Annotated in this window: 18 protein-coding genes; 4 read left to right on the top strand and 14 right to left on the bottom strand. The window is 75.2% G+C overall.

From position 1 onward, the window contains the following. Nucleotides 1-57: 57 nt before the first annotated feature. Together nadB and nadA are read right to left on the bottom strand one after the other, a co-directional pair. A complete protein-coding gene (gene nadB / locus LN037_RS23175; RefSeq protein ID WP_230757606.1) occupies nt 58-1,662 on the bottom strand; it encodes an L-aspartate oxidase in 1,605 nt (534 codons plus the stop codon). Further along, nucleotides 1,659-2,696 (bottom strand): quinolinate synthase NadA, encoded by a 1,038-nt coding sequence (gene nadA / locus LN037_RS23180; protein WP_230757608.1) that lies wholly within the window; start codon nt 2,694-2,696, stop codon nt 1,659-1,661. The genes nadB and nadA overlap by 4 nt, the downstream gene beginning before the upstream one ends. A gap of 232 nt (nt 2,697-2,928) precedes the next feature. Here nadA and LN037_RS23185 point away from each other — a divergent pair, with 232 nt between their 5' ends. Together LN037_RS23185 and LN037_RS23190 are read left to right on the top strand one after the other, a co-directional pair. Continuing rightward, nucleotides 2,929-3,567 carry an NUDIX hydrolase gene (locus LN037_RS23185; protein WP_230757920.1) on the top strand — a complete coding sequence of 213 codons (639 nt, stop codon included), beginning with the start codon at nt 2,929-2,931 and terminating at the stop codon, nt 3,565-3,567. A 71-nt stretch (nt 3,568-3,638) separates the two neighbouring features. Next, on the top strand, nt 3,639-4,421 hold the full coding sequence (locus LN037_RS23190; RefSeq protein ID WP_230757617.1) for an LON peptidase substrate-binding domain-containing protein: 783 nt from the start codon (nt 3,639-3,641) through the stop codon (nt 4,419-4,421). 33 nt (nt 4,422-4,454) lie between these two features. Here the strand turns inward: LN037_RS23190 and LN037_RS23195 are convergent, their stop codons facing one another. From LN037_RS23195 to LN037_RS23235, 9 genes are all read right to left on the bottom strand, one after another. After that, the gene (locus LN037_RS23195) at nt 4,455-5,084 is read right to left on the bottom strand and encodes a DUF2567 domain-containing protein (RefSeq protein ID WP_230757619.1); all 630 of its coding nucleotides are present in this window, start codon (nt 5,082-5,084) and stop codon (nt 4,455-4,457) included. Continuing rightward, a complete protein-coding gene (gene bsaP / locus LN037_RS23200; protein ID WP_230757621.1) occupies nt 5,081-5,278 on the bottom strand; it encodes a biotin synthase auxiliary protein BsaP in 198 nt (65 codons plus the stop codon). Before bsaP ends, LN037_RS23195 begins: the two co-directional genes overlap by 4 nt. Continuing rightward, nucleotides 5,278-6,318 (bottom strand): biotin synthase BioB, encoded by a 1,041-nt coding sequence (gene bioB / locus LN037_RS23205; RefSeq protein ID WP_230757623.1) that lies wholly within the window; start codon nt 6,316-6,318, stop codon nt 5,278-5,280. Before bioB ends, bsaP begins: the two co-directional genes overlap by 1 nt. Before the next feature lie 53 nt (nt 6,319-6,371). Then, nucleotides 6,372-7,049, bottom strand: coding sequence for a dethiobiotin synthase (gene bioD, locus LN037_RS23210; RefSeq protein ID WP_230757633.1), 678 nt, complete (start codon nt 7,047-7,049; stop codon nt 6,372-6,374). 355 nt (nt 7,050-7,404) lie between these two features. After that, entirely contained in the window at nt 7,405-8,808 is a 1,404-nt protein-coding gene (gene lysA, locus LN037_RS23215) for a diaminopimelate decarboxylase (RefSeq protein ID WP_230757634.1), read from the bottom strand. 86 nt (nt 8,809-8,894) lie between these two features. Next, entirely contained in the window at nt 8,895-9,098 is a 204-nt protein-coding gene (locus LN037_RS23220; RefSeq protein ID WP_230757636.1) for a hypothetical protein, read from the bottom strand. A gap of 22 nt (nt 9,099-9,120) precedes the next feature. Continuing rightward, complete coding sequence (locus LN037_RS23225; RefSeq protein ID WP_230757638.1) at nt 9,121-10,341, bottom strand: 8-amino-7-oxononanoate synthase; 1,221 nt, start codon at nt 10,339-10,341, stop codon at nt 9,121-9,123. Nucleotides 10,342-10,463: 122 nt separating this feature from the next. Further along, the gene (locus LN037_RS23230) at nt 10,464-12,872 is read right to left on the bottom strand and encodes a SulP family inorganic anion transporter (protein WP_230757643.1); all 2,409 of its coding nucleotides are present in this window, start codon (nt 12,870-12,872) and stop codon (nt 10,464-10,466) included. A gap of 483 nt (nt 12,873-13,355) precedes the next feature. After that, on the bottom strand, nt 13,356-14,618 hold the full coding sequence (locus tag LN037_RS23235) for an adenosylmethionine--8-amino-7-oxononanoate transaminase (RefSeq protein ID WP_308286178.1): 1,263 nt from the start codon (nt 14,616-14,618) through the stop codon (nt 13,356-13,358). Between the two features lie 36 nt (nt 14,619-14,654). Here LN037_RS23235 and LN037_RS23240 point away from each other — a divergent pair, with 36 nt between their 5' ends. Then, a complete protein-coding gene (locus LN037_RS23240; protein ID WP_230757646.1) occupies nt 14,655-15,494 on the top strand; it encodes a PaaX family transcriptional regulator in 840 nt (279 codons plus the stop codon). A gap of 82 nt (nt 15,495-15,576) precedes the next feature. Here the strand turns inward: LN037_RS23240 and LN037_RS23245 are convergent, their stop codons facing one another. From LN037_RS23245 to LN037_RS23255, 3 genes are all read right to left on the bottom strand, one after another. Continuing rightward, a complete protein-coding gene (locus LN037_RS23245; protein ID WP_230757649.1) occupies nt 15,577-15,981 on the bottom strand; it encodes a VOC family protein in 405 nt (134 codons plus the stop codon). A 10-nt stretch (nt 15,982-15,991) separates the two neighbouring features. Beyond that, nucleotides 15,992-16,831, bottom strand: coding sequence for an amidohydrolase family protein (locus LN037_RS23250; protein ID WP_230757652.1), 840 nt, complete (start codon nt 16,829-16,831; stop codon nt 15,992-15,994). Nucleotides 16,832-16,901: 70 nt separating this feature from the next. After that, nucleotides 16,902-17,717 (bottom strand): class II aldolase/adducin family protein, encoded by an 816-nt coding sequence (locus tag LN037_RS23255; protein WP_230757656.1) that lies wholly within the window; start codon nt 17,715-17,717, stop codon nt 16,902-16,904. 57 nt (nt 17,718-17,774) lie between these two features. On the opposite strand from LN037_RS23255, the gene LN037_RS23260 reads away from it, so the two are divergent. Beyond that, a complete protein-coding gene (locus tag LN037_RS23260; RefSeq protein ID WP_230757659.1) occupies nt 17,775-18,800 on the top strand; it encodes an LLM class flavin-dependent oxidoreductase in 1,026 nt (341 codons plus the stop codon). The last annotated feature ends 4 nt before the right edge of the window (nt 18,801-18,804 follow it).

Here is an 18,804-nt window from a genome sequence, read left to right on the forward strand (position 1 = left end):
GGGGAGGATCCGAGCGCTCTTGTGGCACGAGGGCTCCCCTCACGCCGGGGGAGGGCCTCACGCGGCACCTCCCAGTGCGGTCTCCAGCGGGGCGACCCGGAGGACGTCGCCGTCGAGCGTGACGGCCACCGACGTGCCCTGCCAGCGGTCGTCGCGGCGCGGGAAGTCGCGTCGGAGGTGGCAGCCGCGGGACTCGGTGCGCCAGCCGGCGGCGGCCAGCACGGCGCCCGCGGCGAGCGTCAGCGCGGCGTCCTCGACGGCCGCCCGGGTGTCGAGCGCGCGCGGCGCGGCCGACGCCTCGACGACGTCGGACGTCGCGGCCAGCCCGGCCGCGTCCCGCCCGATCGCGACGCCGCGGCTCATCGCGCGCTGCAGGACCGTCCGGTCCGCCGCCGGGGCGTTCCCGACGACGGGTGCGCCCGGCTCCGGCACCGAGCGCGGCCCCGCGAGGGTCGCCGCGACGTCCGCCCCGGCCCGACGACCCACGACGAGGCCCTCGAGCAGGCTGTTCGACGCGAGCCGGTTGGCCCCGTGCAGCCCGGTGCGGGCGACCTCGCCGGCCGCCCACAGCCCCGGCACCCCGGTGCGCCCGGTCGTGTCGGTGAGGACGCCGCCGCAGGCGTAGTGCTGCGCGGGCCGGACCGGGATCGGCTCGTGGGCGAGGTCGACGCCGATCGCGTCGCAGGAGGCGGCCACCGTCGGGAAGCGGCGGCGGACGTCGGGGACGCCGGTCGCGTCGAGCAGGACGTGGTCGGCGCCCGTCCGGACCAGCACCGCGGTGATCGCCCCGGCCACGACGTCGCGCGGGGCGAGGTCGCCGCGGGGGTCGACGTCGTCCATGACGCCGTGCCCGCCGAGGTCGACGAGGTGCGCGCCCTCGCCGCGCAGCGCCTCGGTGACCAGCGGCGCCCGGCCGACCAGGCCCGGCACGAAGAGCGCGGTCGGGTGGAACTGCACGAACTCGACGTCGGCCAGCGCCGCCCCCGCCCGCAGCGCGAGGGACCAGCCGTCGGCGGTGGCGACCGCGGGGTTCGTGGAGGTCTCGTAGAGCCCGCCGATGCCGCCGGTGGCGAGCAGGACGGCGGGCGCCGCGAGCACGCCGAGGCGCCCGGCGGCGTCGACCACCTCGAGGCCCGCGACCCGCCCGCGGTCCCGACGCACGGCGACCGCGGTGTGGTGCGCCAGCACGGTCACCTCGCCGGGCAGGGCCGCGAGCAGCGCACGCTCCACCTCCGCGCCGGTGGCGTCGCCGCCGGCGTGGATGACCCGAGTGGTGCCGTGCCCGCCCTCGCGCGTGCGAGAGAGCCGCGGCCCGTCCGCGTCGAAGAGCGCCCCGCGCGAGCGCAGGTCCTCCACCGCGTCGCGGCCGCCCCCGAGCAGGTCCCGGGTCGCCGCCTCGTCGACCAGCCCGCCGCCCGCGGCGAGCGTGTCGGCCACGTGCGCGTCCACGGTGTCGCCCACGACGTCGCCGAGCACCACGGCGATCCCGCCCTGGGCCCAGCGCGTGGAGCCCTCGTCGGGCACGTCCTTGGTGACGACCACGACGCGCAGCCCCGCCCGCGACGCCTCCGCCGCGGCCGAGAGGCCCGCGACCCCGGAGCCGACGACGACGAGGTCGGCGGCCGCGGTCCAGGGGGCCCGCCGTTCCGGACGAACGGTCATTCCCCACCCCCGGGCTGCCCGATCTCGATCATGCGCTGCACCGACGCGCGGGCCCGCTCCGCGGTCGCCGGGTCGACGTGGACCTCGTCGCGCCCCTCCTGCAGCGACCGCAGCAGCGCACCCGGCGTGATCATCTTCATGTACCCGCAGGCCGCGCGGGCGTTGACCGGCCGGAAGTCCACGGCCGGGTTGGCACGGCGCAGCTGGTGCAGCATGCCGACCTCGGTGGCGACGAGCACCGACGACTTCGTCGTGTTCTTCGCCGCGTCGAGCATCCCGCCGGTGGACAGGATGTGGACCTGCTCGGCCGGGACGGCGCCCTCGCCCGCGAGGTAGAGCGCCGAGGTGGCGCAGCCGCACTCGGGGTGGACGAACAGGTCGGCGTCCGGGTCGGCCTGCGCCTGCGCGGTGAGCTCGGCGCCGTTGATCCCCGCGTGCACGTGGCACTCGCCCGCCCACACGTGCAGGTTCGCCCGACCGGTCTCGCGGCGGACGTGGGCGCCGAGGAACTGGTCGGGCAGGAACAGCACCTCGCGGTCCGGGTCGATCGACGCCACGACCTCGACGGCGTTCGAGGAGGTGCAGCAGACGTCGGTCTCGGCCTTCACGGCCGCCGTCGTGTTGACGTAGGAGACGACCACCGCGCCCGGGTGCTCGGCCTTCCAGGCCCGCAGCTCGTCCGCGCTGATCGAGTCGGCGAGCGAGCAGCCGGCCCGCGCGTCCGGGATCAGCACCGTCTTCTCCGGCGCGAGGATCTTCGCCGTCTCGGCCATGAAGTGCACGCCGCAGAAGACGATGGTCGACGCGTCGGAGGCCGCCGCGACCCGGGAGAGGGCCAGCGAGTCACCGGTGTGGTCGGCGACGTCCTGGATCTCCGGGCGCTGGTAGTTGTGCGCGAGCACCACCGCGTCCCGGGCCCGCGCGAGCTCCCGGACCTGCGCGGCCCAGGCCTCCACCTCGTGCGGCGCGGACAGCGAGCGCGGCTCGACGAGATCCGTCGGCGGCTGGTGCACGGCGTCCTCGATGACGGTCATGGCCGGTCCTCCCCCGACCCACCCGCCCGTCCCCGGGACGGTGTGTCGGTTCTGTCCGAGGTTTTCGCCTGTTGGTCGAAAACAGGGGCGACGGTACGCGGCGTGCCCGCACCGCGCCAGCTCTCCGACCGACCGGGATGACGCAGCACACAGCCGGTCACGGACCGCTACCGTGACGCGCGTGGAGGCCGAGGGCCTGATCGCCCACGACGTGCTGGCCGTCGTGCTGCGGATGACGCCCAGCTCGCCCGAGGTGCTGCTCTGGCAGCGCGCCCGGGAACCGCACGACGGGCGCTGGGCGCTGCCGGGCGGCCGCCTGGGTGCCACCGAGGACGTCGAGGCCTCGGTGCGCCGCCACCTCGCCGAGAAGGTCGACCTGGGCGAGGTCGCGCACGTCGAGCAGCTCTCGGTGTTCTCCGACCCCCACCGCGGCCCCGCCCCGCGCCGGGTCGCGACCGCGTTCCTCGGGCTCGTGCCCAGCGACGCCGACCCCGCCGTCCCCGGTGACACCGCGTGGCACCCGGTCGACGCGCTCCCGGAGACCGCGTTCGACCACGGCACCATCACGACGGCGGGTCTGGACCGGCTGCGCGCGAAGCTCTCGTACACCAACATCGGCTTCGCGCTGGCCCCCGAGATCTTCTCGATCTCCGAGCTGCGCGGGCTCTACGCGGCCGCGCTCGGGCACCGGGTGTCGGCCACGAACCTGCAGCGGGTCCTCACCCGCCGCGGCGTCCTGGTCCCGACCGGCAGCACGGCCGCTCCCGGCCCCTCGGGCGGGCGACCGGCGGCGCTCTTCCGCTTCTCCGAGCGGTCGTTGCGGGTCACCGATCCCTTCGCGACGCTCCGCCCGCCCGACCGGGACTGCTAGCGGTACGGGGTGCGCGCCACCCGTACCGTCCGCGCACGCTCACCCGGCGACGGGCGCCCGGTGGCCGTAGCGTGAGCGCCGTGCCCGAGACGCTGCCCCTCTTCCCGTTGGGCACGGTGCTGCTCCCCGGGGCACCGCTCCCGCTGCACATCTTCGAACCGCGGTACCGCCAGCTGACGATCGACCTGGTCACCGGCGCCGTCCCCGGCAAGCAGTTCGGCGTGGTCGCCGTGCGTGAGGGATGGGGGCCCGACGACGGCCTCGACGGGCTCCACGAGGTCGGCTGCACCGCGTCGCTGCGCGAGGTGCGGCGCCTGCCCGACGGCCGGTTCGACGTCCTCACCGTGGGCGACCGCCGGTTCCGCCTGCTCACCGTCGACGCCACCTCCGCGCCGTACCTGACGGCCGAGGTCGAGTGGCTCCCCGATCTCGAGGGCGACGACCCCGACGTGCTCGAACCCCTGGAGCGCGCCGCCCGCGCCGCCCACCGCCGCTACTGCACGGCGGCGTGGACCTACCGCCGCCAGGCCGAGCGGGACGTCGACGACGTGGTCGACCTCGCCGAGGTCGTCGAGGACGAGGAGGACGAGGAGGACGACCTCGACGACGACGCCCAGGCGCCGCCGGTGTCGACCGAGCGGACCGACGTCGACGTCACCGTGCTCCCGCACGTCCTCGCCGCCGACTGCCTGCTCCCCCTCGCCGACCGCCAGGAGCTGCTGGAGCAGACCTGCCCGAAGGCGCGCCTGGAACTGGTCTCGCACGCCATGAGCCGGGAGGCGACCCTGCTCGGCCGCCTCGGCGCGGTGTGGGCGCCGACGGCGAAGTTCATGGTGCCCACGAGCGACAACTGAGGTGCGCTCCGCGCAGGTGAGCACGGACGGTCGCTACAGCGACCGTCCGTGCTCACCTGCCGGACGGCACATGTCGTCCTCGCCGAGCGCGATCGCGCAGAGCAGGTAGGCCAGGACCGCCCCGAGACCGGCGCCGAGCACCGTCCAGAACGAGCCGATGGTGGCCGGCACGGTCGACAGGGTCGCGGGGATCGGCGCGCCGGCCGTCGCGCTGCCGGTGGCCTCGGCGCGGTCGAGGAGCACCCCGATCGGCGACCGGTCGGTCAGCGGCCCCGCCAGCGCGGTGCCGACGGAGGCCGCGATCCACGCGCCCGCCGTCGTCGCGACGCCGACCCCGAGCAGGATGACGGGGCCCCGGCGGTCGACGCGCCGCCAGGCCAGTGCCCCGACGACGACGCCGTAGGCCGTGGCGAGCAGGAAGAAGATCGCGGTCGCGTCGAAGACGTGGTCGGACTCGGCGGCGAGGGGGGACGTGGCGCCCGTCGCCGTCGTCACCGTCGCCTGCCCGGGCGCGATCAGGGCCCAGAGCAGGCCCAGCAGCACACCCGACAGCGCGACCACGACCATCGTCAGGACGGTGGGCCGCAGGTCGGAGCGGAGCTCGCCGCGCGAGAGCAGGCCGCGCGGCTCCTCGACCACGAACTCCTCGGACCCGAGCGTCACCGCTGCGCGGCCTCGGCGCTCGTCCGCTCCCCGTGCCGGCTGCAGCGGGCGGTCCAGCCCATCGGGTCGACCTGCACGACCATCCGCCGCGCGCACTCGGCGCAGTACCGGGGCGGGTCGATGAGCGAGAGCCGCGACCGGCAGTGCTCGTGGTCGCCGGACGCGGTCTCGCCGCCGCAGAAGGAGCAGAACATCAGAGCGTGTCGTTCAGGGCCTTGATCGGCATCTTCAGGGTCTCGAGCATCTCGAGGTCCTGCTCCGCCGGGCGGCCCAGGTTGGTGAGGTAGTTCCCGACGATGATCGCGTTGACCCCGCCGAGCATCCCCTGCTCCGCGCCGAGGTCGCCGAGCGTGAGCTCACGGCCACCCGCGAAGCGCAGCACCGTCTTCGGCATCGCGAGCCGGAACGCCGCGATCGTCATCAGCGCGTCCGGGCCCTGCGGCACGTCGAGGTGCGCGAACGGGGTGCCCGGGTTGGGGATCAGGAAGTTCATCGGGACCTCGTCGGGCTCGAGCTCGGCGAGCTGCACGGCGAACTCCGCGCGCTGCTCGAGCGTCTCCCCCATCCCGATGATCCCGCCGCAGCAGACCTCCATGCCCGCGGCGCGGACCATCTGCAGGGTCTCCCAGCGCTCCTCCCAGGTGTGGGTCGTGACGACCTCCGGGAAGTGCGAGCGCGCGGTCTCCAGGTTGTGGTTGTAGCGGTGCACGCCCATCGCGGCGAGGCGATCGACCTGCTCCTGGGTCAGCATCCCCAGCGAGCAGGCGACGTTGATGTCGACCTCGGCGCGGATCGCGGCGACCCCGACCCGGATCTGCTCCATCAGCTTCTCGTCCGGCCCGCGCACGGCGGCGACGATGCAGAACTCGGTCGCCCCGGTCTTCGCGGTCTGCTTCGCGGCCTCGACGAGGCGGTCCTTGTCCAGCCATGCCGCGCGCACCGGGGAGTCGAAGAGCCCCGACTGGGAGCAGAAGTGGCAGTCCTCCGGGCAGCCGCCGGTCTTCAGGCTCACGATGCCCTCGACCTCGATGTCCGGCCCGCACCAGCGCACCCGCACCTCGTGGGCCAGCGCCAGCGCCTCGGTCAGCCGCTCCGCCGGGAGCTGCAGCACCTCGAGGACCTGGGCCTCGGAGAGTCCCTCGCCGCGCTCGAGGACCTGCTCGCGGGCCACGGCGAGGATGTCGCCCGGCTCGCCGGCGGTCCCGGTGGCGGTGTCGGTGCTCGCCGTCGTCACGCGTCGCTCCTGGGGGTTTCGGGGGTCGGACGGTGCGGAGTCTGCCTGACTCCTCACGGCTGACTCCACCGCCCACCCAGGACGTGATGCAACCCGCACCGGGCGGCGGTCTCGAACGACGCGGGATCCGCGTCGCCGAGGCCGGCCGGCAGCACGCCGAGCAGGGGCGCGCCGGTGACGACGGGGACGTCGTCGAGGTTGGTGCGCTCGGCGAGGTCGGGCTGCTCGGGGTAGGCCCCGACGACGGTCCCGACGAGGTCCCTCCCGCGCCGGTCGAGCGCCTCCGCGGTGAGCGCCGCGGAGTTCAGGACGCCGAGACCCGCGGAGGCGACCAGCAGCACCGGCAGGTCCAGGTCGGCGAGGGTCTCGCCGTCGTCGTTCAGGCGGACCAGCAGCCCGCCGGCGCCCTCGACGAGCACGAGGTCGGCCGTGACGTCGGTCAGCGCCTTCTCGATGTCCGCGACGTGCAGCGGCGGGAGCCCGGAGCGCCGCGCGGCCGTGGCGGGCGCGAGCGGCTCCGGGTAGCGGGCGAGCTCGAGCGTGGTGACGCGGTCGCCGGTCAGCCGCCCGACGTCGGCCAGGTCCCCGGGCGCGCCCGGCTCGATCCCGGTCTGGGCGGGCTTCACGACGACGACCCGTTCCCCGGCCGCCGCGGCCAGCGCCGCGACGGCGGCGGTCACGACGGTCTTGCCGACGCCGGTCCCGGTCCCCGTGACGATCATCGTGCGCACGGGTCGAGCCTAGAACGCCCGGCCCCCTCCGCGCGCTAGGCAGTTGATCATGCCGAGCGCGACGCTCCGGGTCGTCGCGCTCGGCGTGATCATCTGCCTGGCGTCGGCCGGCCGGTGTCCTCGGGCGGGTCGGGCTCGTCTGCCCGGAGATCTCGTCGAGCGGAGCGAAGTGCGCGCTCAGCGAGTACTTCGCTCGGCTCGTTCCGATCTCGGGTGCCCATTCCGACCGAAGGGTCCCCTCGCGCAGTGGAGCCGCCCGTGGGCGCCCACGGCCAGGAAGAGACCGCACTGGCGGTGGGCGCCCACGGCCCGTCTACTCGACCGAACGGGCCCTTCGGTCGGGACGGGCCGGACGTCAGTCCCGGCCCAGCACCACCCCGCCGCACCAGGCGTCGTCGTCCCAGCACCCCTCGTCGGGCACGGAGCGGGGCAGGCAGCAGTCGCGGGCGAGCAGGTCGGCCGTGGTCTCCCGGCGCACCAGCACCCGGGCCACCCCGTCGCGGACGCCGACCAGCGGCGGGCGGCCGACCAGGTTGTACGACGACGCCATCGCGTGGTGGTACGCCCCGGTGCCGGGCACGGCGACCACGTCGCCGACGGTCACGTCCTCGGGGAGCGCGACGTCGCGGGCGAGCACGTCACCGGCCTCGCAGTAGCGGCCGACCACGGTGGCGGGCCTCCACGCGGCGCAGGTCGACCGACCGACGAGGTGGGCGTCGTAGGCCGCGCCGTAGAGCGCGACGCGCGGGTTGTCGCCCATCCCGCCGTCGACGGCGACGAACCAGCGGCCGCTGCCGGCGCACTTGGTGGCCTGGACCCGGTAGAGCGTGACCCCGGCGCGCGCCACGATCGCCCGGCCCGGCTCCACCCCGAGGCGCAACAGGGGCAGCGATCGGGCCGAGCAGCCGCGGGCCACGGCGCCGGTCACGCGACGGGCGAAGCCCGCGAGGTCGAACGGGGTGCCGCCGGTGACCGCGTGCCCGCCGCCGAGGTTCAGCTCGCCGAGCTCGCCGGGCAGCTCGGCGGCGAGGTCGAGCAGCGGGTCGACGGCGCGCTCCCACACCGCGGTGTCCGCGATCTGCGAGCCGAGGTGGCAGTGCAGGCCGACCAGGCGCAGCGCGCGGCGCCCCGCGATCGCGCCGGCCACCGCGGCCGCGCGACCCCCGGCCAGCGGGACCCCGAACTTCTGGTCGTCGCCGCCGGTGCGGATGGCCGGGTGGCCCCCGGCGTCGACGCCCGGCGCGATGCGCAGCAGGACGTCGACCACGGTGCGGTGCCGCGAGGCGACGGCCGCGAGCCGGTCGGCCACGTCGAGCGAGTCGACCACCACCCGGCCCACCCCGGCCCGGACGGCGGCGTCCAGCTCCGCCTCGGTGGGCGCGTTGCCGTGCACCACGATCCGGTCCGCGGGCATACCCGCCCGCAGGGCCAGCGCGAGCTCGCCGCCGCTGCAGACGTCCAGCCGCACCCCCGCCTCGACCAGCAGCGACACCAGCCCGGCGCACAGCAGCGCCTTCCCCGCGTAGGCGACGTCGGCGTCGGGCAGCGCGGTGCGGTAGGCCCGCAGGCGGGCGGCGACGTCGTCGAGGTCGAGCACGGTCGCCGGGGTGCCGAAGCGCGCGGCGAGCCCCGCGAGGCCCAGGCCCCCGACGGCGAGGTCGCCGCCCGGCGCGGGCGCGGTGGTCAGCGGCCAGGCCGCCGGGTCGACGTGCTGGTAGAGCGTGCTGCGCAGGCTCGGGATCACCGTCTCCAGGGTCACGACGACGAGCCTGCGGTCACCTCCCGCGCCGCGGTCCGGTCGTGCACGGACCGTTCACGACGGCGGGTCGGGCTTTGACGGGTGGTCTACAGCCAGTCCCGCACGCGCACGGCGTTCGGGTCGGCGGCGGGGCGCTCGGCGGCCTCGACGTCCGGGCGCGGCGTGCCGTCGACGTCGTGCACCGCGCCGCAGCAGCGGCAGCGCAGGTAGTCCGACGCCTCGGCCAGCGGGCGTCGGCAGCGGCCACAGTGCCAGAGCCGGAACGCCTGACGGCTGTCCGTGACGGTCACCGCGATCTCCTCCCCGATCGATTCAGTACTGCTCGGTCCAGGATGCCATCCCGGCTCGCCCCGCCGGGTCGGGGGGACCGGGCGGGCCGCCGCCGACGAGCGTGCCCAGCACCTCGTGCAGCACCCGGTCGACCAGCGCCAGGTCCTCCGCCGAGAGGTCGGCGCGGGCGGTGAGCCGCAGCCGGGACGTGCCCTCGGGCACCGACGGCGGCCGGAAGCAGCCCGCCCGCACGCCGGCCGCGGCACAGGCGTCCCGGGCGGCGACCGCGAGGTCGGGCTCCCCGAGCACGACCGGGACCATCGCCGCCGTCGGGTCCGCGACCCCGAGCGACGGGGCGGCCGACCGGGCCGACGCCGCCACGGCCGCGGCCGCCGCGTGCAGCGCCCCCACCCGCTCCGGCTCGGTGCGCAGCACGCCGAGGGCGGCGAGCGCCGCGCCGACGCTCGCGGGCGCGAGACCGGTGTCGAAGATGAAGGCGCGGGCGGCGTCGACGAGGTGCGCGACGACGGCCGCCGACCCGAGCACCACGCCGCCCTGCGACCCGAGCGACTTGGACAGCGTCGCCGTCGTGACGACGTCGGGCTCCCCCGCCAGGCCCGCCTCGGCGACGAGGCCCGCACCGCCGGGACCGCGGACCCCGAGCCCGTGGGCGTCGTCGACGAGCAGCACGGCCCCGCGGGCGCGGCACACCGCGTGCAGCTCCACCAGCGGCGCCAGGCCGCCGTCGACCGAGTCGACGCCGTCGGTGACGACCAGGCGACGGGTCTCCCCCGCCGCGGCGAGCACGGCGTCGACCTCGGCCGGCACCGCGCACCGGCCCACCACCACGCGGGCCCGCGACAGCCGCGCCGCGTCGACGAGCGAGGCGTGCGCGGCGACGTCGCTGACCACCAGCGCGCCTCGCCCAGACAGGGCGGTCACGGCACCGAGGTTCGCGGTGTAGCCGCTGGAGAACACGAGCGCGTCGGGCGTGCCGACGAGGTCGGCGAGCGCCTCCTCCAGCTCGGCGTGCAGGCGGGTCGAGCCGGTGACCAGGCGCGACCCCGTCGACCCGGCGCCCCACGTGCGGGCCGCGGCCACGGCGCCCTCGACCACGCGCGGGTCGCGGGCGAGGCCGAGGTAGTCGTTCGACGCCAGGTCCACGAGCGGCTCGACCACGTCCCGCGGGGACAGCACGCGCCGCAGGCCGGCGGCCCGGCGGTCGCGCGCGGTGTCGGCCAGCCAGGCGAGGGGATCGTCCACGGGCGGACAGCCTAGGCACTCCACCGGCACCGACCCGGCGTCGGGAACGCCCCGCCCGGAGGACGGCAATGCGTCACTGCGTGCACCGGGAGCCGGCAGTGACGCATTGCTCGCACCGGGGCCTAGCTGCTCACCGGGAACGCGGTCGTCTCCGGCTCGGCCCGCGTCGCCGACGCGCCCGCGCCGAGGCGGTCGGTCGACGCCGGGACGAAGCGGTCGCCGTCGAGGACGAGCATCCGGGCGGTCGGGATGTCGAAGAACAGCCCGACGAGGCGCACGCGGCCCTCGGAGACGGCGGAGGCCACCCCGGGGTGCCGGGCGAGGCGGTCCAGCTGCACGGCCACGTTGACCATGGCGAGCTGATCGACGTCGCCCCAGCCGCCGGCGCGGGCGTGCTCCCCCACCGGGTGCTTCGCCGCCCAGCGCGACTTCGACTCCGTGGCCCCGGCGAGCCAGCGGCCGAGCGCCGAGTCGCCCGCGACCTCGCGGTTGACCGCCTGCATCGCGCCGCAGCCGGAGTGGCCGCAGACGACGAGGGTGGGCACGCGCAGGGCGTCGAGGGCGTACTCGACGGTCGCGCCGACCGAGTCGTCCGCCTCGGTGCCGAGCGGCGCGAGGTTGCCGACGTTGCGGACGGTGAACAGGTCGCCCGGCCCGGACGAGGTGATCACGTTGGGCACGACCCGCGAGTCGCTGCAGGTGAGGAACCAGGCGTGCGGGGCCTGGCCGTCGGCGAGGTCGGACAGGTACGGCGCGACGAGTCCGGCGGCGCGGCGGTGGTACTCGCGCAGTCCGGTGAGGATCGGGTCGGCGTCGTCGCTGTGCTCGTGGCCGTCGTGCTCGTGGTGCCCGTGGCCCCAGCCCTCGCCGTAGGCGGCGTCGTGCCGGGCCTGCCACACCGACCAGGGCGAGAGGAACCGCGGCACGGGGCCGGGGCGCCGGTCGCCGGGACCGCCCGCGGTCGACTCGCGACGGGCGACGAGGCCCATCGTGCCGACCTCGTCGATGCGGACGCTGCCCCCGGCGAGCCGGTGCCGCTCCTCCCACTCCGAGAGGTGGTCGTACGCGGCGTGGTCGAGGTAGTCGGTGACGAGGTCGACCACGACGTCGGCGCCCTCGGGGATCTGGGCGAGGCGGCGCGAGAGGCGCGGCACCGACAGGAAGCAGAGCGCGCCCTCGACGACGACGTGCCAGGTGCCGCCCTCCTTGCGCCAGGGCCCGTCGTCGTCGGCGCGCGGCTCCTGCACCTCGATCGTCGCCCACACCACGCGGCGCAGCACCATGAGCAGCGCGAGGCCGAGCCCGATCAGCACACCGCTGAGCAGGTCGATGAAGACCACGCCGAGGATCGTCACGACGTAGACGGGGAGCTCGCCGTGGCGGTGCAGCTCGCGCATGTGACCGACGTTGACGAGCTTCGCGCCGATGTGGACCAGCAGGCCGGCGAGGACCGCCATCGGAATCTGCTGGACCAGGCCGAGCAGGGCCACCGAGAAGACCACGACCCAGACGCCGTGCAGGATCGCCGAGACCCGGGTGCGTCCGCCGGCCGCGACGTTGGTGGTGCTGCGGACGATGACGCCGGTGATGGGCAGGCCGCCCAGCAGGCCGGAGAGGGTGTTGCCGGCGCCCTGGCCGACGAGCTCGCGGTCGAGGTCGGTCTGCGAGCCGGGCCGCATGCGGTCGACGGCGACGGCGGAGAGCAGGCTCTCGATCGAGGCGATGATCGCGACGGTGAAGACGCCGACGATGACGCCGCCGAGGTCGGAGGTCGGCAGGATCGGCAGGGCGATCGCGTCGAGCACGTCGCCGCCGATCTCCACCCGCTCCACCGGCAGGGCGAACACGGTCGCGACGACCGTCAGCGCGACGACCGCCAGGAGCGGTGCGGGAACGCCCTTCACCCAGGACGGCACGGCCTTCGGCAGCTTCGGCCAGGCGAGCAGGATGGCGATGACGGCGAGCCCGAGCAGCGTCGCGGGGCCGTAGGCCGAGACCAGCTGGCCCGGCAGGGCGAGGACGTTGGCCAGGGCGCCGTCCTGCTGCTCGCCACCGAGGACGACGTGCAGCTGGCCCAGCACGATCGTCACGCCGATGCCGGCGAGCATCCCGTGCACGACGGCGGGTGAGATCGCGAGCGCGGCCCGGCCGACCCGGGTGAACCCGAAGACGATCTGGAGCACGCCCGCGGCGACGGTGATCGCGCAGGTGACACCCCAGCCGAAGCGGTTGACCAGGTCGGCGACGATCACGGTGAGGCCCGCGGCCGGGCCGCTGACCTGCAGCGCGGAGCCGCCGAGGGCGCCGGCGACGATGCCGCCGACAGCGGCGGCGATGAGGCCCGCGGTCAGCGGCGCGTCGGAGGCGACCGCGATGCCGAGGGAGAGCGGCACGGCGACGAGGAAGACCACCAGCGAGGCCGGCAGGTCGTAGCGGATGTTCTCGCGGAGGCTCGTCAGGGCGCCTGAGAGGCCTGCGGCGGGGGGACCCGACGCCGATGACGTCGGCGGGGTCGGAGCGGGAGCGCTCATGGGCGGGTGCGTCCTCCGGACGGATCGTCTCGGCCGCGTCCGCCCGTCGTCGTCGACGGGGATCCACGGCCCGGGGCGGTCCGAGCGGTCTGCGTCCCTCGCCGTCGTCGTCGACGTCGAGTGCGGCAGTCGTCTCGGCTGCTCGGTCACTGCGTGTGTAGGTCGGAGATTCCCCGGCGACGGCCGCGGTCTCGTCGACGAGAGGGAGTCTGCCCTGTCGCGAGCCCGCGTCGACCGGTTCACCTGCCGTTCACGTGACTCCCGGTACCGGCTACTCGCGAGGGTCCACGCGACACGCCGCGCATAGTGAATCGCGCACAACCGATGATCACGGAACGCGTCGCTGGGCCGTTCAGCCGCGTGGGCCAGGTCGCACAGGTGCGCCGATCAGGTGAAGATTCGCTTTACCGACTCTTGGGACGCGGCTGCAGTGGCCTTTGCCTTCCGCAGTGGTCCGGACCTCACACCGTCGACACACCACCGTCACCCGGCGGTGGCGGCCCCCACGACGGCCTCCGCGATGCGCGCCACGTCGTCCGGCCCGGTGACGAACGGCGGCATCGTGTAGATCAGGTCGCGGAAGGGCCGCAGCCACACACCGTGACGCTCGGCGGCGGCCTGCGCGGCCGGCACGTCGACGGGGTGGTCGAGCTGCACCACGCCGATCGCCCCCAGCACCCGGACGTCCCGGACGCCCGCGAGCGCCCGGGCCGGCGCGAGACCCGTCGTCAGGACCTCGCCGATCCGGGCCACCTCGCCCCGCCAGTCGCGGCGCAGCAGTTCGGTGACGCTCGCCAGCGCGACGCGGGCGGCGAGCGGGTTGCCCATGAAGGTCGGGCCGTGCATCAGTCCGCCGCCGCCGGCGTCGTCGCTGACCGCGGCGGCGACGTCCGGGGTGCACAGCGCCGCGGCCATCGTCAGGTAGCCGCCGGTGAGGGCCTTGCCCACGCACAGGACGTCGGGCGCGACGCCCGCGTGGTCGGCCGCGAACAGCTCCCCGGTGCGGCCGAACCCGGTGGCGATCTCGTCGAACACGAGCAGGAGGTCGTGCCGGTCGGCGATGGCCCGCAGCGCGGCCAGGTGGCGCGGGGAGTGGAACCGCATGCCGCCCGCGCCCTGCACCACCGGCTCGACGACGATCCCCGCCAGCTCGTCGGCGTGCCGCTCCGCGACCGCGGCGAGGTGCTCGTCGTAGGCCGGGTCGTAGGCGGCCGGGGGCGCGTCGGCGAACACCTGCTCGGGGAGGAAGCCCTGCCAGAGCGCGTGCATCCCGCCGTCGGGATCGCAGACGCTCATCGCGGCGAAGGTGTCGCCGTGGTAGCCGCCGCGCCAGGTCATCATCCGCGTCCGGCCGGGGCGTCCCCGGGCCCGCTGGTACTGCAGGCACATCTTCACGGCGACCTCGATCGAGATCGACCCGGAGTCGGCCAGGAACACGTGCTGCAGGGGCGCGGGCGTGATCTCCACCAGCCGCGTCGCGAGCTCGACCGCCGGGTGGTGGGTGAGCCCGCCGAACATGACGTGGCTGAACGCGTCGGCGTGCAGGGCCGCGTCGAGCGCGGGGTGCCGGTACCCGTGGACCGCCGCCCACCACGAGCTCATCCCGTCGATCAGCTCGCGCCCGTCGTCGAGCGTGAGCCGCACCCCCTGCGCGCCGGTGACGACGAGCGGGGCGGTCCGCCCCGGCATGGGGCCGTACGGGTGCCAGACGTGCTGACGGTCCAGGGCGCGCACGGAGTCCGACACGTCCGGGACGGTAACCCTCACCTACGATCACGTCCCATGGCGGCGGGGGCGGGCGAGGCGTTCTCGCGCCGTCGTGAGGTGGCGGCCACCAGCGCCCGCTCGCTGCTGCTCACCGTGCTCGGCGAGTTCGTGCTCCCGGCCGGCGAGCCGGTGTGGACCCAGACCCTGCTCGACGCGCTCGGGCACGTCGGCGTCGAGGAGAAGTCGGCCCGCCAGGCGCTGGCCCGCACGGCCGCCGACGACGTCGTGGTCTCGGAGCGTTCCGGACGACGGGTGCGGTGGTCGCTGACCACCGCCGGCCGCCGGTTGCTCTCCGAGGGCGCCGCCCGCATCTACGGGCACGGCGTCGGACGGGAGGCGTGGGACGGGCGCTGGCTCGTGCTCGTCGTGAGCGTGCCGGAGGCCCAACGGGCCCTGCGTCACCAGCTGCGCACCCAGCTCGCGTGGGCGGGCCTCGGCTCCCCCGCGCCCGGCGTGTGGGTGTGCCCCGACGCGGCGCGGGCCGGCGAGGCCCACCGGGCCCTGGTCGACGTCGGGCTCGACGAGTCCGCGCTCGTGGTGGTCGGCGGCACCCACGGCGGCCTCTCCGACGCCGAACTGGTCGCCCAGGCCTGGGACCTGCGGGAGGTCGAGTCGCGGTACGGCGAGTTCGTCGAGCAGTTCGCCGACCTGGACCCCGAGCAGGACGGCGGCGTCCTGGCGGCCCAGGTCCGCCTCGTCGACGCCTGGCGGCGGTTCCCGTTCCTCGACCCGCAGCTGCCCGCCGAGCTGCTGCCCGACGACTGGGTGGGCGCCCGCGCGGCCGAGGTGTTCCACGCCCGGCACGAGGCGTGGGCACCCGGGGCGCAGGCGGCGTTCGCGGAGCTGGGGCGGTAGCGGGCACGGTCCCCGCCCGGGGTGGCAGGAAAGCGTCGTTGCCGGCGTCCAGTGGCAGGAACGCCCCGTCGTCGGGCCGCGATCAGGGCGTCGGCAGCCAGATCTCCCAGGCGATCCCGTCCGGGTCGGCGAAGGAGATGAACCGGGCGTACCCGATGTCGCGGACGGGGCTGGGCTCGACGCCGTGGGCGGCGAGCTGCTCGGCCCACGCGTCGAGGGCCGCCTGGTCGGCGACGGTCAGCGCGACGTGGTCGAGACCGGTGCGCTGCGGGCTGAACCGCTCCCCCGAGCCGTCGAGGGGCTCGTGGATGCCGAGCGTGATCCCCGAGTCGGGGTGGCGCAGCAGCTGCCGCGGGTGGCGGGCCTCGGGCGGGCCCTCGAGGCGCTCGGTGACCGCCTCGAACCCGAGGACGCGGCCGTAGAACTCGACGCTCGCCGCCATGTCGCGGACCACGAGCGCCACGTGGGCGATGCCGCTGAAGCTCATGCGCGCCGGACTACCCCTCGAGCCCCGGGAAGACGCGGGCGGCGTTGCCGCCGAGGACGGCGTCGGTGAGGTGCTCGGGCAGGCCGAGGTCGCGGACGGCGGCGACGTTGCGCGACGGGCTCGCGGCGGGCGCGTCCGTCCCGAAGATCGACTTGGCGGCGATCCGCTCGAGCCCGAAGCCCGCGTAGTAGGTGGGCAGCCGCTTCGGCGGGAGGCCGGCGAGGTCGAGCCACAGGTTCTCGCGGGTCAGCGCCAGGGACGCGGCGGCGTCGTAGCTCCAGCCCCGCCCGCCGTGGGCGAGGATCACGACGAGCTCGGGGAAGTCGCGCATCACGTCGTCCATGAGCACCGGATCACCGTGCCGGGACGTCGCGCCCGGGAAGAACGAGGGCCCGGTGTGCACGATGACCGGGACGCCGCGCTCGGCGCAGCGCGCGTAGGCCGGGTAGAGCTCGCGGTCGTTCGGGGCGATCCCGGCGTGCACCGGGTGGATCTTCAGTGCCACCGCGCCGTGGTCGAGCTGCCGGTCGGTCTCGCGGCCGACCGGGTGGTGCACGTGCGGGTTGACGTTCGCGACGATGCGGAAGCGCTCCGGGTCGTGCTCGACGATCGGCAGGACGTCCTCGATCGTCTGCCAGCCCGTGGCCTTCGGGCTGTACTCGCAGAACATCAGGACGCGGTCGACGCCCTCGTCGGCGAAGTACCCGCTGACCCGCTCCGGGACCGGCGCGCCGTCGTCGTCGTACATCGCCGCCCACGCCGCGGCGTCGCCGGCGGGCCCGATCCACGTCTCCCACGGCACCTTCAGCCGGGCGAGGTGGGCGACGTGGACGTGGGCGTCGACGATCATGTGGCCTCCGGCCAGGTGAGCAGAAAAGGTCGTTATAGCAGCCCTTACTGCTCACCTGCGCGCAGCGCACCTAGTCGAACAGGTCGGGATCCGTCCGCACGATCTCGTCCCAGATCGGCTGGAAGGAGAACCAGCCGGCGTACTCGGTGCCGGTCTGCTCGGCAGAGAACTTCGCGTTGACGTGGTCGATCTGCGTCGGCGTGCCGGCGGCCTCGGCGAGCAGCTGCGCCTGGCAGTTGCGCTCGGTGTTGATGAACCACCACGCGGCCTCGGCGACCGTCCTGCCGACCGAGAAGATGCCGTGGTTCTGGTGGAACACCATCTTGTTGCCGGTCAGCCCGGTCGCCAGCGCCTTCCCGACCTCCGGGTCCAGCACCACCGCCCCGCGCCCCTCGGTCACCACGCCGTGCTGCTCGTAGAGGGTGCAGGCGTCCTGGGTGATCGGGTCGAGCGGGCGGCCGAGCGAGGACCACGCCTTGCCGTACACCGAGTGCGCGTGCGCCGCCGCGACGACCTCCGGGTGTGCGGCGTGCACCGCGGAGTGGATGACGAAGCCCGCCTGGTTGACCGGCCGGTTGCCGTGGACGACCTCGCCCTCGTGGTTCACGGCGATGAGGTCGGAGACGCGGATGTGCCGGAAGCTCATGCCGAACGGGTTGACCCAGAACATGTGCGGGTCCTCGGGGTCGCGGACCGTGATGTGTCCGGCGATCCCCTCCCCGAAGCCGAACCGCCCGAACACCCGGAACGCGCCCGCGAGCTGCTGCTTGCGGTGCAGCCGCTCCTCCTCGACGGTCGCGAAGGTCGGCGGCTGGGGCATGGCGATGCCGCCCTGGGCGGGCATCGTGTCGGCGGAGGTGGGGCGGTCCTGCGTCGGTGCGGCCATACCCCGACGGTGCGCCGCGGCCCGCGTCCCGGTCAAGACCGGAGGATGATCGGGGCCATGCCCGCACCCGGCACCCCGCTCGAGAAGCTCGGCTTCCTCACGATCGGCACCTTCGACGGCGACGACCCGCGCCCCGGCCACGAGAGCCTCCTGCAGGAGATCGTGCTCGCCGAGGAGCTCGGCTTCGACTCCGTCTGGCTGCGCCACCGCCACCTCCAGCACGGCGTCTCCTCCCCCGTGACGCTGCTCGCGGCGGCCTCGCAGCGCACCTCGCGCATCGAGTTCGGCACGGCGGTCACCCCGCTGGGCTGGGAGAACCCGCTGCGCTACGCCGAGGACCTGTCCACCCTCGACGTCCTCTCCGGCGGTCGCATGAACCCGGGGCTCTCGGTCGGGCCGCCCGGACACTTCGACGACGTCAAGCACTCCCTCTACCCCGACACCGCCGACGCCGAGGACTTCACCTACACCCGCGTCGAGCGCCTGCTCTCCCTGCTGCGCGGGGAGCCCGCGAGCACCTTCTCCGGCGTCCAGGGCATCGAGGTCTTCTCCGACCACGTCCAGCCGCACGCCGCGGGCCTCGCCGAACGCGTCTGGTACGGCGCGGCGAGCGACCGCTCCGCGATCTGGGCCGGGGAGCAGGGCCTGAACCTGCTGACCTCCTCCGTGGTGCGCGTGGGCGAGGGCGAGGAGCCGGACTTCGCCGGCATCCAGTCGCGCACCATCCGGGCGTACCGGGAGGCTCTTCCCGACGGCAGGTCGGGCCGGGTCTCGCAGGGCCTCGTCGTGATCCCGACGGACTCCGCGACACCGGAGCAGGAGGCGAAGTACGCCGAGTACGTGGAGAGCCGCACGGCGCGGACGTCGTCGCCGCAGGGTCCGGGCCGACTGCTGTTCGCCCGCGACATCCTGGGCACGTCGGAGGAGGTCGCCGAGGCGCTCTACGCGCACGCCGCGTTCCGCGAGGTCACCGAGGTGGTGTTCGCGCTGCCGTTCGGCTTCGCCCACGAGGACTACGTGCAGATCCTGACCGACATGGCCACGCACCTGGGTCCGGCGCTGGGCTGGTCGGCCGGGGCATGATCTG

The sequence above is a fragment of the Actinomycetospora soli genome (genome assembly GCF_021026295.1).
GTDB classification, from domain to species: Bacteria; Actinomycetota; Actinomycetes; order Mycobacteriales; family Pseudonocardiaceae; genus Actinomycetospora; species Actinomycetospora soli.

Bases quoted from the DNA above. Each gene is read 5' to 3' on its own strand.
- nadB (WP_230757606.1), bottom strand. From the start codon at position 1,662: ATGACCGTTCGTCCGGAACGGCGGGCCCCCTGGACCGCGGCCGCCGAC.
- nadA (WP_230757608.1), bottom strand. From the start codon at position 2,696: ATGACCGTCATCGAGGACGCCGTGCACCAGCCGCCGACGGATCTCGTC.
- LN037_RS23185 (WP_230757920.1), top strand. From the start codon at position 2,929: ATGACGCCCAGCTCGCCCGAGGTGCTGCTCTGGCAGCGCGCCCGGGAA.
- bsaP (WP_230757621.1), bottom strand. From the start codon at position 5,278: ATGTTCTGCTCCTTCTGCGGCGGCGAGACCGCGTCCGGCGACCACGAG.
- LN037_RS23230 (WP_230757643.1), bottom strand. From the start codon at position 12,872: ATGAGCGCTCCCGCTCCGACCCCGCCGACGTCATCGGCGTCGGGTCCC.
- LN037_RS23240 (WP_230757646.1), top strand. From the start codon at position 14,655: ATGGCGGCGGGGGCGGGCGAGGCGTTCTCGCGCCGTCGTGAGGTGGCG.
- LN037_RS23245 (WP_230757649.1), bottom strand. From the start codon at position 15,981: ATGAGCTTCAGCGGCATCGCCCACGTGGCGCTCGTGGTCCGCGACATG.
- LN037_RS23250 (WP_230757652.1), bottom strand. From the start codon at position 16,831: ATGATCGTCGACGCCCACGTCCACGTCGCCCACCTCGCCCGGCTGAAG.
- LN037_RS23255 (WP_230757656.1), bottom strand. From the start codon at position 17,717: ATGGCCGCACCGACGCAGGACCGCCCCACCTCCGCCGACACGATGCCC.
- LN037_RS23260 (WP_230757659.1), top strand. From the start codon at position 17,775: ATGCCCGCACCCGGCACCCCGCTCGAGAAGCTCGGCTTCCTCACGATC.